We start from the raw sequence: 14,680 nt of genomic DNA on the forward strand, positions 1-14,680 counted from the left end.
CGACCAAGATGGACGAACTGCCCATTCTCCTGGCGCTGGCGGACCGGATGCTGTGGATCACAGCGCTGGTCGCTGCCCCCGTCCTGCTCGCCAGCCTGGCGATCGGCCTGGTCATCGGGCTGATCCAGGCTGCCACTTCGGTCAACGAACAGACGCTGACCTTCGTGCCGAAACTGGCCGCCGTGGCGCTGGTGCTGGTCCTGTTCGGCGCGTCGATGATGGCGCTGCTGGGCGACTTCATGCAGGAAATCTTCATGGAAATCGCCAGGATCGGGCAGTGATCGCACTCGATCTGGGCCTTGGTGCGATAGAGCAGGATTTCTGGCGCATCGTGTTCCTGATGACGCGGATCGGCGCCGGCCTGCTGGCCGCGCCGTTCTTCGGCGCCGCATCGGTTCCGATGATGGTTCGCGTGTGCCTTACGGCTGCGCTGGCGATTTTCGTCGGGGTGTGGATGCCCGCGGTCCAGCCGCCCGAAGCCCTGTTTTCCGCCGATGGAATGCTGGCCGTGGCGGGCGAGGTCGCGATCGGCCTGGCGCTCGGCTTCGTCCTTCAGATCGCCTTTGCCGCCCCGGTCATCGCGGCCGAGGTGATCGGCGGCGCGATGGGGATGAGCATGGCCATGGCCGCCGATCCCAACGGCGGCGGGCAGACAACTGCTTTCGGCCAGTATTTCACCATCGTCCTGACCCTGATCTTCCTCGCGCTGGGCGCGCATCTGCAATGGATCGCGCTTCTTGCGGAAAGCTATCGCACGTTCCCGCCGGGTGACACCTGGATGGGGGCGGACGGCTTCGCCCAGGTCGCGGGCTTTGCCGGGGCAATGTTCGAAACCGCCGTGCGGATCGCGCTGCCCGTTACCCTGGTCCTCCTGCTGGTGCAGATGGTGACCGGCGTGCTCAGCCGCTCGGCCCCTTCGCTCAACCTCTTCGCGCTCGGCCTGCCGGCGGGCGTGCTGGCAGGGATCGCCGCACTGATCATAGCGGCGCCGATGATCTACGACCAGTTCGGCGACATCGTTCAGGTGTCGATCGACCAGACGACCGGGGTGCTGGTGCGATGAGCGAGACCGCCGGCGAAAAGACTTTCGCACCGACCGACAAGCGCCGCCGGGACGCTGCACGCAAGGGCGACGTCCTGCGCTCGCGCGAGATCACGACGGCGGCGGCGATCCTGTTCGGCGGTGCCTGGCTGATGTTCGGCGGGCCGTGGCTGCTGGAAGAAATGACCGGCATCGTGCGCGACGCACTGGTGTTCGACCGGGGGGAGATGATCGATTTCCAGCCCGGCCAGATGATGCTGACCGGCCTGCTCGCCGCGCTGCCCCCGATCCTCACCATTGCCGGGCCGATGATCCTGATCGCGCTCGTCACCCAGCTGGGGCCGAGCGCGGACGGGCGCTGGGTGAACGAGAACCTCAACTTCAAGGGGTCGCGCATCAACCCGCTTTCGGGGCTGAAGCGCATGTTCGGCCCCAATGGCTGGATCGAGATGGGCAAGGGCATTCTGAAGGTCGCGCTGCTGGGTGCGATTGCCTGGTTCTGGGCGCGCGCATGGCTCGACACGATCGTCGGGCTGGGCAGCGGCAACCTGTCGCAACAGCTCACCGCCGCCTGGGGCGCGGTGATCTCACTCCTCCTCGCGCTGGGCGGAGGGCTGGTCGTGATCGCGCTGGTCGATGCGCCGATCCAGTGGGTGCGCCGCAACCAGCGGCTGAAAATGAGCCATCAGGAAATGCGCGACGAGCACAAGGAAGCCGAAGGCTCGCCCGAGGCGCGCGCCCATCGCCGCCAGCGCCAGCGCGAGATTGCCGCCGGCGGGGTGGCCCATGCCATGCGCGAGGCGCAGTTCGTGCTGACCAACCCGACCCATTTCGCCGTGGCGATGACGTACGATCCCGAAAAGGCCGCGGCACCGCTCGTTCTGGCCAAGGGGCGCGGCGACAAGGCGCAGGCGATGAAGGAACTGGCGCGCGAATACGGCGTGCCGATGCTCGAATACCCGCAGCTCGCGCGGTCGGTCTATTTCACCACGCGTGAGAACCAGACCATCCGCGAAGAGCTCTATGCCGCGCTGGCGGCGGTCCTGGCTTTCGTCTTCTCCCTCAAACGCGGGGAACAGCGCCCGGCTCCCGCGATCGAGGTGCCGGTGGAACTGCGGTTCGATGCGGAGGGGCGTCGTGCGGCCTGATCCGGCAAGCCTTAACGCCCGCGCCTTGCGGCCGTTCTCAGCGGTATGAGCGAAGTATCGTCCATTATCGCCGGTCTGGGCGCGGGTAGCGGCATCGACATGGTCTCTCTGGCCAGCGATCTGGCCGACGCGCAGTTTGCGCTGCGCAACGACCGTTTGAGCATGCGCAGCGAAGTGCTGGAACGGCAGATTTCCGCCGCTTCGTCGCTCAAGAACACGCTGGCCCTGCTCGCCGGCGCGCTGGGCGACCGGGTGCGCGCGGGCGATCTGGCGGTCAAGCCGCAGATTGCCAATCCTTCGGTGGCGACGGCAACCAGCCCGGCGGGCACGATCGGGTCGGGTTCCTACAGTCTGGAGGTTCTGGCGCTGGCTCGCAGGCAGACCCTGACGAGCCCCGCCTTCGCCGATCCGGCGGCTGCCATCGGATCGGGCACGCTGACCATTCGCTTCGGCGAAACGGACGGCACGGCCTTTGCCGCGGATCCCGAGCGCGAGGCATTGACCATCGATATCGCCAGCGGGGCCACGCTGGCCGACGTCGCCAGCGCGATCAACGCGAAGAAATCGGGCGTCACCGCCTATGTCGCACAAACCGCGCAGGGCGCCCAACTGGTACTGAAGGGCCCGGAGGGCGCGCAAAGCGGATTTGTGGTCGAGGCGACCGAAACGCCTGGCGAAGAAGGGCTGGCGGCGCTTGCCTGGAACCCTGCCGCCGGGGGCGATCCGGCGCGCCTGCTGGCGGCATCGGCCGATGCCCAGTTCCGGCTGGATGGACTGCCGATGACCAGTGCCACCAACGATGTCGGCACCGTTGCGCCCGGCCTCTCGCTCAAGCTCACCGGCACCAACGCCGGCGCGCCGACGACGATCGGTTTCCCCAGCCCGGTGGGGACCATCGCGAGTGCGATGCAGGATATTGTAAGCGCGCTCAACGAAGTGGTCGGGGAACTCAATGCGGCCACCGATCCGCATTCGGGCGACCTCGCGCGCGATCCTGGCGCCCGTGCGCTCAAGAAAACTCTTTCCGGTCTTTCCGGCATGGTGGTCATGCCCAATGCGCCCGACGGTGCGCCGCGCACGCTGGCCGACCTTGGCGTCGCCATCCAGCGTGACGGCACGTTCCGGCTCGACAGTACGCGCCTGCAGGCAACGCTGGACCGCGATCCCGGCGGCGTGGCGGCGATGTTCACCACCGGCCTCTATGGCGTCTACGCGACGGTCGACAAGATTTCGCGTTCCGCCTCAAGCACCGGCGATCCGGGGTCGCTGGCCGGTTCGATTGCCCGTTACCAGTCGCAATCGGCCGACATTTCGGAAGAGGCTGCGAAGCTGGCCGATCAGCAGGAACGCCTGCGGGCCAACATGATCTCCCGCTTCGCCAAGGCGGACACGCGCATTGCCTCCTCGCAATCCACGCTGTCGTTCCTGCAATCGCAGATCGACGCCTGGAACTCTTCGCGCGACTGATATGCTGTCCCTTACCAACCCGCACGAAGCCTATCGCCGCAGCGCGTTCGACGCCCGGATACAGGGTGGGGATTCAGCCGCGCTTGTTCAGTTGTGCCTGGAACAGGCGATCGCCGGCCTGGGTTCCGCGCTGTTTGCGCAGGACCGCGGCGACGCTTCGCTGCGCAGCAAGGCGCTGACGCGTACGCTGACGGCGATCACTGCGCTGGAAATGGGCGTCGACCGCAACGCGCCGCTCGCCCAGGCGCTGCTCCAGGTCTATGGCGCGGCGCGCAAGGCGGTGCTCGACAGCGTGACCGAATTCGAACCGGAACTGCTGCGTTCGGTCCGCCAGGACTTCCTCGATATCGAGGCGGCGCTGCGCGGAATCGACTGATCGGCAGGAAATCGGCGAACCGAGCAATCAAACGATTGCGGCTTATTTACAGTTACGTTAGTTTACATCGCATTGAACGGGGGTTCGATTGGGGTGTGGGGGCGCAGACCTGCTGCATCGGCCTCGCATAGCAATGCGTCGCAACCTGCGCGGAAATTGGGATCGATCGGTGAAGCTGGCAATGCAAGTGACCGACGTCGCGGGCGGGGCTCTCGTGCACGTTATCGACTCCGATACTCGACGGCGGGCGGAAGTCTCGCGCGAACTTCTGGCGCTTGGCGTTCATGCCGAAATTTACGAAGATGCCGGAGAATTCCTGCGGATGCTGCCCGCGCGGGGTGCCGTGCTGCTGGTGGAATCGAGCGAGGATGACCTTTCCGAATTCATGGACAGCCTGCGGGCCAGGCAGCGGTATTACCCGGTCTCGCTCTATTCGGAAACGCCTCGTCCCGAACGGATCGTGCGCGCCTTGCGCGAAGGGGCGCTCGACTATCTCGCCTGGCCGTTCGATCCGGCCCTGTTTGCCGATGCCCTGCGCAAGCTGAACGAGGACGGCGACCGGCAGCGGCGGATCGAGCGGGTCCGGGCCGAAGCGCGCGCGCTGGTCGAACAATTGACGATGCGCGAGCGTGAAGTGCTGGTTTCGCTGCTCGATGGCAATTCGAACAAGCAGATCGCCGCCGAGCTGGATCTCAGCCCGCGAACAGTCGAAATCTATCGCAAGAACGTGATGCGCAAGCTGGGTGCGAAATCGGCGTCGGATGCGGTGCGGATCGGGATCTATGCCGATTTGTGGGAATTGCCGGTCGCCTGAGCGGCGCAGTCGGGTTGCAGCGACAGCAGAAAGCCGATCCACGCCAGAACCAGCGCCCGTGCCGGGCAGCGTGCGCTGGCCGTCGCTTCGCCGCGATGCCCTTCGCTCCAGACCCGCGCAGAGGTCAACGATCCGGGCTGCGCAACGATTTCGTGCAGCAGCGATGGGCCGATCAACTGGATGGCGGCGGCTTCGAACGCCTGATCCGCCAGCAGGCTCTCGAACGCCGCTTCGTCGATCTCGCGGTCGACGATGGCGTCGAACGGCGACGGGGCCAGGGCGCAGAGGTGCCGCGACAGACGCAGGCAGTTTTCCATCGGCGCATCGCCGCTGGCCCGATCGGAAAGCCTGGCCAGGCTGTCGATCCAGGTCGCCCGGTCGAGAAAGGCGTCGTCACTGGGTGCCATCAGGGCAGGCCCCTTCCCGTTTTGCATTGAATATACACCGATAACGGGCGAGGTGTTATCTTTCTCTTGCTGGCAGGACCGGGGGCGCATTCAGCCTCGAATCCCCGGCAACGCGGAAAGTTCCCGCTTTTTTTTCGGCAAATGCTGGGCGGGCGAAATGTCGGGCATGTTGGCGGCTGTCACATCGGCTTCACGCTGCTAAGGCATGGCGATCCGCTCAACCACGCAGGATAGTATCGTTCATGTCGCACCTTTCCGCCGATCGCCGCACGTTTCTCGCCGCTACAGGTTCGGCCTTCGCCGCGCTCGCTGCCAGCGGCTGCACCACCACGATGGCCGCCGGCGGCGGAAGGGGCGGTGCGGGATATGGTCCCCTGCGATCCGATCCGGCGGGTCTGATCGATCTGCCCGAAGGCTTCAGCTATCGCACCATTTCCAACCTCGGCGAGATGATGAACGACGGTTTCACCGTGCCCGACGCAGCCGATGGCATGGGGTGCTTCGATCTCGGAAACGGCAAGCTGGCCCTGGTGCGCAATCACGAACTGGTTCCGGGCAAGGATGGCGGCGGCGTTGCCGGGCCGGCCTTCGACACCGTGGCGCGCAGCCTGGTGCCCCTGCCGGGCGGCACGACCACGCTGGTGCTCGATGCGGAAACGCTGGCGGTGGAACGGCAGTATCGTTCCCTCGCCGGCACGATCCGCAACTGCGGCGGTGGGATCACCCCGTGGGGCAGTTGGCTGACTTGCGAGGAAGCGCCGGTGCGGGCCGACGGGCGGATCAATCAGGACCACGGGTGGACGTTCGAAGTGCCGGCCGATGCGCCGGGCCTTGTCGATCCGGTCCCGCTCAAGGCAATGGGCCGCTTCAATCACGAGGCAGCCTGCGTCGACCCGGCAACCGGCATCGTTTACCAGACCGAAGATCGCGACGACAGCCTGCTCTATCGCTTCATTCCCAAGGTTCCGGGCAAGCTGGCGGAAGGCGGGCGTCTGCAGGCGCTGGTGATCTCCGACGCGCCGGCGGATACGCGCAACTGGGCCGGGGCGCCCTGGCCCACCGGAAGCTGGGCCGATGCGCGCTGGATCGACCTCGACGATGTGGAATCGCCCGAAGACGACCTGCGCCAGCGCGGCGCAGCGGACGGCGCGGCATTGTTCGCCCGGGGCGAGGGCATCCATATGGGCGATGGCGAGTTCTATTTCTGCTGCACCAGCGGCGGCGCGGCCAAGCTGGGCCAGGTCTTCCGCCTGGTGCCCGGTACTGGCGGCGCGCCCGACAGGCTGCAGCTGTTCTTCGAATCGACCAGCCCCGATCAGTTCAACTACGGCGACAACCTGACCGTTGGACCCAACGGGCACCTTGTGGTGTGCGAAGATCAGTACACCGAAGTGGTGAGCAACCACTTGCGCGGAATTACCCCGGCGGGGGAAGCCTATCCGCTGGCCCTTCTGCGCCAGCAGACCGAATGGGCCGGGGCCTGCTTCTCCCCCGATGGGCGGACGCTGTTCGTCAACGCCTACAGCCCGACCAGGACCTTCGCGATCACCGGGCCGTGGCTTGCCTGACGCGAACGGGGGCGACTGCATGCGATAGCGGCTTGTCCCGCGCCCGAGCAGGCCGCATGACCGGCTGATGTCTTCGCTGCTTTTCGCATTCGTCGCCGTTCTTCTGGGATCGTTCGGCGGCCGGGATCAACTGATCGTGGCGCAGGTTTCCGGCGCGTCGCGGCGCGGGCCCGGCGTGCTGTGCGCCGCCATCGCCAGTGCCACGCTGTCGGCCTTCGTCATGGCACTGGCGGGCCAGGCCGTGTCGACGATGTTGCCGGGGCCGGGCAAGACGATGCTGGTGGCCATTGCCCTGCTGTTCGCCGCGCTGGAGCTGGCCTGGCCGGTAAAACAGGCGCGGGCGAAGGAACCGACCCGGTCGGTTGCCGCCATTCTGATCGTGCTGGTGGTCAAGCAGTTCGGGGACGGCGCGCGGTTTCTGGTATTCGCGATCGCGGCGGCGACCGGGGCGCCGCTGCTGGCCGGCCTTGGCGGCGCGGCGGGGGGCACGCTCGCGCTGCTGGCGGCCTGGGCATTGGGGGAGCGGGATCTGGCCCGCCTGCCGATGCGGCCGCTGCGCCTCGCACTTGCAGGCATCGCGCTGCTCGCTACGATCGTGATCGGGCTGGGTGCACGGGGCATTATCGAATAATCGCTTTTTCCGATCACAGCATCAGCCACACTTGCCGAAACCGATTCCGATTTCGTCCGTTCGTAAGGCGAACACCGAATCCACAAGGAGGGCAGATTTATGAGCACGACGGGCGACAATTCGAAAAAGGCACTGGTTGACGCGCTGAACGGCGCGCTTGCCGATACGCTGGCGCTTTACGTCAAGACCAAGAATTTCCACTGGCACGTGGCCGGTCCGCGCTTTCGCGATCTCCACCTGCTGTTCGACGAGCAGGCGGCCCAGTTGATCGGAACGGTCGACCTGATTGGCGAGCGTGTGCGCAAGAATGGCGAAAGCACGCTGACTTCGATCGGCGCAATCGCGACGGCGACGGGCGTTGCCGACCAGGATGATACCGCGCTCGATGCCGACAAGATGGTGGCCGAACTGCGCGATGATAACCGCAAGCTGCACGACCGCCTGAATGCGGTGAAGGAAGCGGCAGAGGACGTGGGCGACAACGCCACCAGCGGGATCGTCGACGACTGGATCGACCAGGCCGAAGAACGCATCTGGTTCCTCGCCCAGACGTTGAAGTAAGAATACCTAAATTTCTGGCGAAAGCCCGCTGCGGCGCTTGGCCGCGGCGGGCTTTATGCTATTTGCGCGGACGTGACCGATATTGCTCTGATCGAAGAGGCCGACGATAGCCGGATCGCCGACTGGATCGGCGACAGGCTCGATGCCGCACTCGCTGCGACCGGCGGAACGGTGGCGATCACCATTCCTGGCGGTTCCACGCCATTTCCGATTCTCGACCGGCTGGGCGCGCGCGGGCTGGACTGGTCGCGCATCCGCGTGTGGCCGGGGGATGACCGGATCGTGCCCGAAGATCATCCGGCCAGCAACACCGGCCGAATCCGTGCCGCGCTGGACCCGCTGGGCGCGCAGATCGTGCCGCTGGCGGAAGACGCGCAGCCGCCGCATTTCGCAATCGCCTGGCTGGGCATGGGGGCTGATGGTCACATCGCCTCGCTGTTCCCCAACACCGATCCGAAGATTGACGATCCGGTGCAGGTGCGCCGGTTGACTCCCGACCCCCTACCGCCCGAGGCGCCCTTCGATCGGGTGACGCTGACCATACCCTCCCTGCTTTCGAGCGACGAGATCATGTTCGTCATCCGGGGTGCGGAAAAGCGTGCCGTGTTCGATGCGGCCATGCGCGGGGGGCACGATCTGCCCGTGGCGCGCCTGCTGTCCGCCGCGCGCCAGCCGGTGACATGTTTCGCCTGATCCCTCCGCCGGCGCACCGTATGGCGCTGCGCCTGGCCCATGCGGTGCGCAAGCGCTGGTGGCGCATTGCCCGCCCGCAGCTGGAAAGCTGCACCATCATCGCCAGCGATATCGGGGGGCGCCTGCTGCTGGTACGCCTCAGCTACGGCGCGGGGACCTGGGCTTTCCCTTCGGGCGGGGTGCGCCGGAACGAAACGCCCGAGGATGCGGCCCGGCGCGAACTGCACGAGGAAACCGGCTGCCGCGCGCACGCAATGGCGTTGCTGGGGGTCCGCAACGAGAGGCTGCACGGCGCGGCCAACCGGCTGCACATTTTCGCAACCCAGGTTTCCGACCGTCCCCGCCCCGATCAGCGCGAAGTGGTGGAGGCGCGGTTCTTCCCTCCGCATTCGCTGCCCGAACCGCTCGACGAGCGCACCCGGATCAAGATCGCGCTCTGGCGTAACCGGTCATAACAGCGACAGCTGCGCCGTATCCTGCGGCCTGTCGTCCCGCTGCGCGTCGCCCTGATCGAGGTTCGATAACGTCAGGCCCATCAACCGGATCGGCAAGGGCAGCGGCAGCATGGCGTCGAGCAGTTCGTGGCCGAGCCGCGCAAATTCCTGTTTGTCGGCGACATTGCGCGAGAGGCTGCGCGACCGGCTGACGATACGAAAATCGGTGTACTTCATCTTCAGCGTCACGGTGCGCCCGCGGGCACCTGTCCGTTCTATGCTGTCCCATACGATGTCGACGATCGCGTCCAGTGCTTCGCGCAGGGCATGGCCCGATGAAATGTCCTCGCCATATGTCCGCTCGCCGCCCACCGATTTGCGGATGCGGTTGGCCCGCACCGGGCGCAGGTCCACGCCGCGTGCCGCGCGATAGAGATAATCGGCAAAACTGCCGAAATGCGCGCGGAGGAAGGCGATGTCTTTCGCCGCCAGATCGGCGCCGGTTTCGATCCCTAGCCGGGCCATCTTTTCCGCCCCCTTCGGCCCCACGCCGTGGAACCGGCGGACCGGGAGCGTCGCGACGAAGGCTGCCCCTTCGCCGGGGCGGATGACGCACAGCCCATCGGGCTTGTTCTGATCGCTGGCGATCTTGGCCAGGAACTTGTTGTATGACACACCCGCGCTGGCGGTCAGCCCGGTCTGTTCGCGAATGGCAGCGCGGATGAGCTGCGCAATCCGGGTCGCTGAACCGATGCCGTGCAGGTCTTCGGTTACGTCGAGATAGGCCTCGTCCAGGCTGAGCGGCTCGACGTGCGGGGTGTAGTGGCGAAAGATCGCGCGGATCTGCTGGGAAACCTGCTTGTAGACATCGAACCGGTGCCGGACGAATATCAGATCGGGACACCGGCGCCGGGCCGTGATCGAAGGCATTGCGCTGCGCACGCCGAACTTGCGCGCTTCGTAACTGGCGGCGGCGACGACCCCGCGTCCGCCCGATCCGCCCACCGCCACCGGCTTGCCGCGCAGTTCGGGGTGATCGCGCTGTTCGACGCTGGCGAAGAAGGCATCCATGTCGACGTGGATGATCTTGCGCAGCCCTTGCGCTTCGTCGGTTTCCCGATCGTTCGTAGCGCTGCCATCCTCCATCGCGTCATTCATTCGTTTTGATTACTTCACCGGGTTGCAAAGCGGAACCGTTCGCCGCAGAGGATTCTTGTGCAGATGCGAAATCAAACCCTGAGCGGCGACGAATCCGAGGTCCGGCGGCATTCCAGCCTCGCTGGCCGCCCCCCTATCGGGGAGGGGGAGCTGATCTGGATGATGGCGCTGCTGATGGCACTCAACGCCTTCGGGATTGACGCGATTCTGCCCGCGCTCGACGATCTTGCGCGCGATTTCGGCGCCAGCGGCAACGACCGCCAGTTCGTGGTCGGCATCTATCTGCTGGCAAGCGGTGTGGGGACTTTGTTGCCCGGCAGTTTCGCCGACCGGTTCGGGCGCCGCCCCGTCCTGTTCGTGGCGCTGGGCGCCTATATCCTGCTGTCGATCGCCTGCGCGCTGGCCACCTCGTTCGAAATGCTGGTTGCGCTGCGCGCGGTGCAGGGGATCTTCGCCGCCGGGATCATCGCCCTGCCGCCCGCGATCATTCGCGACCGGGTCGGCGGCGACCGCATGGCCCGGATGATGAGCCTGATCTTCGTCATCTTCCTGCTCGTCCCCGCCATCGCGCCCAGCATCGGGCAGGCGATCGTGGCCGTCATGGGGGACTGGCGCTGGATCTTCGGCGCGATGGCGGCCCTGGGCATCGGGATGGCGATATGGGTCTATATCCGCCTGCCCGAAACGCTGCACGCCACCGACCGGCAGGAAATCCGCCTGAAGCCGATTGTGCGCAACATGACGAGCGCGGTCACCTTGCGTGAGACGATCGGCTATACGCTGGGCAGCGCGCTGGTGTTCGGCGGCCTGTTCGGCTTCATCAATTCCAGCCAGCAGCTGATCGGCGAGGCGTTCGGCGCCGGCGACAGCTTCCCGCTGATCTTCGCGATCTGCGCCGCCTGCATGGCGGTATCGAACTGGTCGAATTCGCGGATCGTCGAACGTTTCGGCGCGCGCCGGGTCAGCCATGTGGCGCTGTTCGCCTTCATCGCCGTGGCCGCCGCCCAGCTCTGGTTCGCCAGCCAGCCGGATGAAAGCCTGTGGACTTTCGTGCCGCTGATGGCCGCGAACATGAGCCTGCTGGGCTTCATCGGCGCGAACTTCGGCTCTATCGCGATGCAGCCGTTCGGCCATATCGCAGGTGCGGCCTCATCGGCCCAGGGATTCCTGCGGATGACCAGCGGCGCGGCGCTGGGCGGGGTGATCGGCTATGCCTACGACGGAACGGCGCGGCCGCTGGCGCTGGCCCTGCTGGCGACTGCGGTGCTGAGCCTGCTGTTCGTGCTGTTCAGCGAAAGGGGCGAGCTGTTCGGCGCGCCGGTGCGGGACGAGGATTGAGCCTGCCGGTCGCTGCCGGGCCGGGTGATCACTCGCCCGCCGGTTCGACCACTGCCAGCACTGCCTCCACCTGGACCTGAGCGCCCTCGCTGGCCGAAAGTTCGGTCACCGTCCCGTCGAACGGTGCGGTGAGCGCGTGTTCCATCTTCATCGCTTCCAGCACCATCAGCCGCTGGCCGGCGGTGACCGTGTCCCCTTCGGCCACATCGAGCGCGATGACCTTGCCCGGCATGGGGGCAAGGATCGCCCCATCGGTGGCCGCGGCTGCCCCTGCGGCGGGGCGCGGCAGGTCGAAGCGCAGGGCATGACCCTGTTCGAAGACCACCAGCCCCCCGTCCATCGCCACCCAGTCGAGGAACTGCGCCCCGTCTTCAGCTTCCTCGTCGGCGCAGATGTCGACCACGTGGACCGTGCCCTCGTGGGATACGGCGACGGGCGAGCGATGCGGCGCGTTGAGCCGGAAGCCTTCGAGGCCGAACCAGGTCGGGTGGTGATAGCTGCCGTCGATCTCGTCCCGCGCCATCGCTGCGGTATAGAGCGCGGAGGGGGAGGGTTCGCCCTTGCGGACCAGATCGTCGATATGGTCGCTGATGAAACCCGTGGTCAGCGCGCCGGCGCGGAAATCTTCCGCCAGCAGGCACTCGCGCAGGAAGGCGGCATTGGTCTTCACCGGCCAGACCTGCGTGTCGTCGAGCGCGTCGGTCAGATCCTCGATCGCGGTGATCCGGTCGGGTGCGGTGGCAATGACCTTGGCGATCATTGGGTCGTAGAACGGCTGGACCGTGTCGTCGGTGGTGACGCCGGTATCGACGCGCATGGCTTCGGGCAGGTTGAACACGCGCAGCCGGCCAATACTGGGCAGGAAGCCGCTGGCCGGGTCTTCGGCATAGAGCCGCGCCTCGATCGCATGACCCTCGATGCTCAGCTCGTCCTGCTTCAGCGGGATCGGCTCTCCGCTCGCGACGCGCAACTGCCATTCGACCAGGTCCACGCCGGTGATTTCTTCCGTCACCGGGTGTTCGACCTGCAGGCGCGTGTTCATTTCCATGAAGAAGATGCGGTCGGCACGCAGGCCCTCGCTGGCATCGGCGATGAATTCGATCGTGCCTGCGCCCTCGTAATCGACCGCTTTCGCCGCGCGCACGGCGGCGGCACAGATTTCCGCGCGCGTGCTCTCGTCCATGCCGGGGGCGGGGGCTTCCTCGATCACTTTCTGGTGGCGCCGCTGGAGCGAGCAGTCGCGTTCGAACAGGTGGACGACATTGCCGTGGCTGTCGCCGAAGACCTGCACTTCGATATGGCGGGGGGACGTGATCCACTTTTCCAGCAGCACTTCGTCATTGCCGAAGCTGGCCCTGGCCTCGCGCCGGCAGGATTCGAGTGCTGCCGCGAAATCGGCCGGGGCATCGACCTTGCGCATGCCCTTGCCGCCGCCGCCCGCAACCGCCTTGATCAGCACGGGATAGCCGATTGCGTCGGCTTCCTGCCTGAGCCGTTCAGGCGACTGGTCTTCGCCTTCGTAACCCGGCGTGACCGGTACGCCCGCTTCGCGCATCAGCTTCTTCGCCGCGTCCTTCAGCCCCATCGCGTCGATGCTGTCGGGTTTCGGGCCGACCCAGATCAGCCCGGCATCGATCACCGTCCGCGCAAAACCGGCATTCTCCGACAGGAAGCCGTAGCCGGGGTGAATCGCCTGCGCGCCGGTCTGCTTCGCCGCGGCGATGATCTTCTCGCCCAGCAGATAGCTTTCGGCGGCGGGAGAGGGGCCGATATGGACCGCTTCGTCGGCCAGCCGCACGTGCAGCGCCTGGGCATCGGCGTCGGAATAGACCGCGACCGTGGCGATATCCATCGCATGCGCGGTGCGGATAATGCGGCAGGCGATCTCGCCGCGATTGGCAATCAGGAGCTTGGTGATCATGGGCACGATCGCTAGCCCAAATCTTTCGTTATTGCGAGGTGCGACGCGCTATTCGTCGTCGGGCAGCGGGTCCATCGGCGGCTTGGCGATCGGGCCGGCCATGCGCACGTCGATCAGGATCGATCCGCGGGTCCATTCGGGCATCGTGTCCGGCATGGGCGGGCGGTTCTTCAACGCTTCCCAGAACGCCGCGGCGACGTGTTTCGCCTTCTCCCGCCGGCCGATCACCACGCGATGATCCCACGCCGCAGTGCCCCGCGCGCGAACCTCGCGCCCGATCGCGCCATATATGCGTGCGGCTGCCAGCACGGCCCAGCGACTGCGGAAGGGCAGGCGCCGGGTGCCCAGCCGGGCCGCGGCCTCGTGCCGTTCCATATGTTCGACCAGCCGCGCGGCCATCGCGGCCAGTTCGCCCCGGTGATGCGGCTTCATATGCTGGCCCGGTTCGATATCCTGTTCGACCAGCCATTCGATCGGCAGATAACAGCGGTCGGCCGCGTCGTCTTCGCCCAGGTCGCGCGCAATATTGGCGAGCTGGAAGGCGATGCCGAGATCGCAGGCCCGGTCCAGTGTTTCGCTGTCGTTGCGCGGCACGCCCATCACCACTGCCACCATGACGCCGACCGCCCCGGCGACGTGATAGCAGTAGCGGGCCAGATCCTCATCGGTGCGCGGACGCCACCCCATGGCATCCAGTTCGAAGCCCATGATCACGTCTTCGGCCATCTCGCGGGTCAGGCCGCATTCGCGGGCGACGAGGCCGAAGGCGTCGAAGGCCGGCTCCGCCGTCGGCAGACCGTCCAGGGCCCGCCCGGTCAGAAGCCGGATCGCGCGCAGCCGCTTGCCTGCATCGCCGTGATCGGCGGAAGAGTGGTCGTCCGCCGGATGGCCATGATCCTGCCCATCGGCCAGATCGTCGCAGCGGCGACACCAGGCATAGAGCAGCCACACCCGTTCGCGGGTGTCCCGGTCGAACAGCGTGCTGGCGGCGTGGAAACTGCGCGATCCCAGCTCTATCGCTTCACGGGCCCGATCCACCAGCGCCTCGCGACTGCGCCCGCCGCCGGCCTGCGACGGGGTGGTGCGCAGGATGCGCGATGGCGCGAGCATTCGCGGAACGAC

Annotated in this window: 16 protein-coding genes; 12 read left to right on the forward strand and 4 right to left on the reverse strand. The window is 66.5% G+C overall.

From position 1 onward, the window contains the following. Window positions 1-8: 8 nt before the first annotated feature. The 6 genes from AM2010_RS00705 (at window position 9) to AM2010_RS00730 (ending at window position 4,847) form a co-directional block, all read left to right on the forward strand. A complete protein-coding gene (locus AM2010_RS00705) occupies window positions 9-281 on the forward strand; it encodes a flagellar biosynthetic protein FliQ (RefSeq protein WP_047805450.1) in 273 nt (90 codons plus the stop codon). After that, window positions 278-1,063 (forward strand): flagellar biosynthetic protein FliR, encoded by a 786-nt coding sequence (gene fliR, locus AM2010_RS00710; protein WP_047805451.1) that lies wholly within the window; start codon window positions 278-280, stop codon window positions 1,061-1,063. The genes AM2010_RS00705 and fliR overlap by 4 nt, the downstream gene beginning before the upstream one ends. Further along, the gene (locus AM2010_RS00715) at window positions 1,060-2,190 is read left to right on the forward strand and encodes an EscU/YscU/HrcU family type III secretion system export apparatus switch protein (protein ID WP_047805452.1); all 1,131 of its coding nucleotides are present in this window, start codon (window positions 1,060-1,062) and stop codon (window positions 2,188-2,190) included. Before fliR ends, AM2010_RS00715 begins: the two co-directional genes overlap by 4 nt. Before the next feature lie 45 nt (window positions 2,191-2,235). Beyond that, window positions 2,236-3,657 carry a flagellar filament capping protein FliD gene (fliD, locus tag AM2010_RS00720; protein ID WP_047805453.1) on the forward strand — a complete coding sequence of 474 codons (1,422 nt, stop codon included), beginning with the start codon at window positions 2,236-2,238 and terminating at the stop codon, window positions 3,655-3,657. Window position 3,658: 1 nt separating this feature from the next. Further along, window positions 3,659-4,033, forward strand: coding sequence for a flagellar protein FliS (locus AM2010_RS00725; protein ID WP_047805454.1), 375 nt, complete (start codon window positions 3,659-3,661; stop codon window positions 4,031-4,033). Between the two features lie 169 nt (window positions 4,034-4,202). After that, the gene (locus AM2010_RS00730; RefSeq protein ID WP_160325585.1) at window positions 4,203-4,847 is read left to right on the forward strand and encodes a response regulator transcription factor; all 645 of its coding nucleotides are present in this window, start codon (window positions 4,203-4,205) and stop codon (window positions 4,845-4,847) included. On the opposite strand, the gene AM2010_RS00735 is transcribed toward AM2010_RS00730, so the two are convergent. Further along, a complete protein-coding gene (locus tag AM2010_RS00735; RefSeq protein ID WP_150115310.1) occupies window positions 4,814-5,254 on the reverse strand; it encodes a hypothetical protein in 441 nt (146 codons plus the stop codon). The genes AM2010_RS00730 and AM2010_RS00735 overlap by 34 nt on opposite strands. 242 nt (window positions 5,255-5,496) lie before the next feature. Between AM2010_RS00735 and AM2010_RS00740 the strand changes: the two genes are divergently transcribed. From AM2010_RS00740 to AM2010_RS00760, 5 genes are all read left to right on the forward strand, one after another. Beyond that, on the forward strand, window positions 5,497-6,822 hold the full coding sequence (locus tag AM2010_RS00740) for an alkaline phosphatase PhoX (protein ID WP_047805456.1): 1,326 nt from the start codon (window positions 5,497-5,499) through the stop codon (window positions 6,820-6,822). Window positions 6,823-6,889: 67 nt separating this feature from the next. After that, window positions 6,890-7,453, forward strand: a complete 564-nt coding sequence (locus AM2010_RS00745; RefSeq protein ID WP_047805457.1) for a hypothetical protein — start codon at window positions 6,890-6,892, stop codon at window positions 7,451-7,453. A gap of 99 nt (window positions 7,454-7,552) precedes the next feature. Then, window positions 7,553-8,014, forward strand: a complete 462-nt coding sequence (locus tag AM2010_RS00750) for a Dps family protein (protein ID WP_047805458.1) — start codon at window positions 7,553-7,555, stop codon at window positions 8,012-8,014. 72 nt (window positions 8,015-8,086) lie between these two features. After that, entirely contained in the window at window positions 8,087-8,707 is a 621-nt protein-coding gene (locus AM2010_RS00755; protein WP_047805459.1) for a 6-phosphogluconolactonase, read from the forward strand. Window positions 8,708-8,727: 20 nt separating this feature from the next. Next, window positions 8,728-9,162 (forward strand): NUDIX domain-containing protein, encoded by a 435-nt coding sequence (locus AM2010_RS00760; protein ID WP_236699475.1) that lies wholly within the window; start codon window positions 8,728-8,730, stop codon window positions 9,160-9,162. Here the strand turns inward: AM2010_RS00760 and dinB are convergent. Further along, on the reverse strand, window positions 9,157-10,299 hold the full coding sequence (dinB, locus tag AM2010_RS00765) for a DNA polymerase IV (protein ID WP_236699476.1): 1,143 nt from the start codon (window positions 10,297-10,299) through the stop codon (window positions 9,157-9,159). The genes AM2010_RS00760 and dinB overlap by 6 nt on opposite strands. A gap of 63 nt (window positions 10,300-10,362) precedes the next feature. On the opposite strand from dinB, the gene AM2010_RS00770 reads away from it, so the two are divergent. Next, window positions 10,363-11,637 carry a multidrug effflux MFS transporter gene (locus tag AM2010_RS00770; RefSeq protein ID WP_082132753.1) on the forward strand — a complete coding sequence of 425 codons (1,275 nt, stop codon included), beginning with the start codon at window positions 10,363-10,365 and terminating at the stop codon, window positions 11,635-11,637. Between the two features lie 28 nt (window positions 11,638-11,665). On the opposite strand, the gene AM2010_RS00775 is transcribed toward AM2010_RS00770, so the two are convergent. Beyond that, window positions 11,666-13,558, reverse strand: coding sequence for an acetyl/propionyl/methylcrotonyl-CoA carboxylase subunit alpha (locus AM2010_RS00775; RefSeq protein WP_047805461.1), 1,893 nt, complete (start codon window positions 13,556-13,558; stop codon window positions 11,666-11,668). A gap of 48 nt (window positions 13,559-13,606) precedes the next feature. Then, complete coding sequence (locus AM2010_RS00780; protein ID WP_420834974.1) at window positions 13,607-14,668, reverse strand: phytoene/squalene synthase family protein; 1,062 nt, start codon at window positions 14,666-14,668, stop codon at window positions 13,607-13,609. Window positions 14,669-14,680: the final 12 nt, after the last annotated feature.

Origin of the sequence: Pelagerythrobacter marensis, from assembly GCF_001028625.1 — a bacterium.
Lineage (GTDB): Bacteria > Pseudomonadota > Alphaproteobacteria > Sphingomonadales > Sphingomonadaceae > Pelagerythrobacter > Pelagerythrobacter marensis.

Bases quoted from the DNA above. Each gene is read 5' to 3' on its own strand.
- AM2010_RS00745 (WP_047805457.1), top strand. From the start codon at position 6,890: ATGTCTTCGCTGCTTTTCGCATTCGTCGCCGTTCTTCTGGGATCGTTC.
- AM2010_RS00775 (WP_047805461.1), bottom strand. From the start codon at position 13,558: ATGATCACCAAGCTCCTGATTGCCAATCGCGGCGAGATCGCCTGCCGC.
- AM2010_RS00735 (WP_150115310.1), bottom strand. From the start codon at position 5,254: ATGGCACCCAGTGACGACGCCTTTCTCGACCGGGCGACCTGGATCGAC.
- AM2010_RS00715 (WP_047805452.1), top strand. From the start codon at position 1,060: ATGAGCGAGACCGCCGGCGAAAAGACTTTCGCACCGACCGACAAGCGC.
- dinB (WP_236699476.1), bottom strand. From the start codon at position 10,299: ATGAATGACGCGATGGAGGATGGCAGCGCTACGAACGATCGGGAAACC.
- AM2010_RS00780 (WP_420834974.1), bottom strand. From the start codon at position 14,668: ATGCTCGCGCCATCGCGCATCCTGCGCACCACCCCGTCGCAGGCCGGC.
- AM2010_RS00770 (WP_082132753.1), top strand. From the start codon at position 10,363: ATGCGAAATCAAACCCTGAGCGGCGACGAATCCGAGGTCCGGCGGCAT.
- fliD (WP_047805453.1), top strand. From the start codon at position 2,236: ATGAGCGAAGTATCGTCCATTATCGCCGGTCTGGGCGCGGGTAGCGGC.
- AM2010_RS00760 (WP_236699475.1), top strand. From the start codon at position 8,728: ATGGCGCTGCGCCTGGCCCATGCGGTGCGCAAGCGCTGGTGGCGCATT.
- AM2010_RS00750 (WP_047805458.1), top strand. From the start codon at position 7,553: ATGAGCACGACGGGCGACAATTCGAAAAAGGCACTGGTTGACGCGCTG.
- AM2010_RS00725 (WP_047805454.1), top strand. From the start codon at position 3,659: ATGCTGTCCCTTACCAACCCGCACGAAGCCTATCGCCGCAGCGCGTTC.
- AM2010_RS00740 (WP_047805456.1), top strand. From the start codon at position 5,497: ATGTCGCACCTTTCCGCCGATCGCCGCACGTTTCTCGCCGCTACAGGT.
- AM2010_RS00705 (WP_047805450.1), top strand. From the start codon at position 9: ATGGACGAACTGCCCATTCTCCTGGCGCTGGCGGACCGGATGCTGTGG.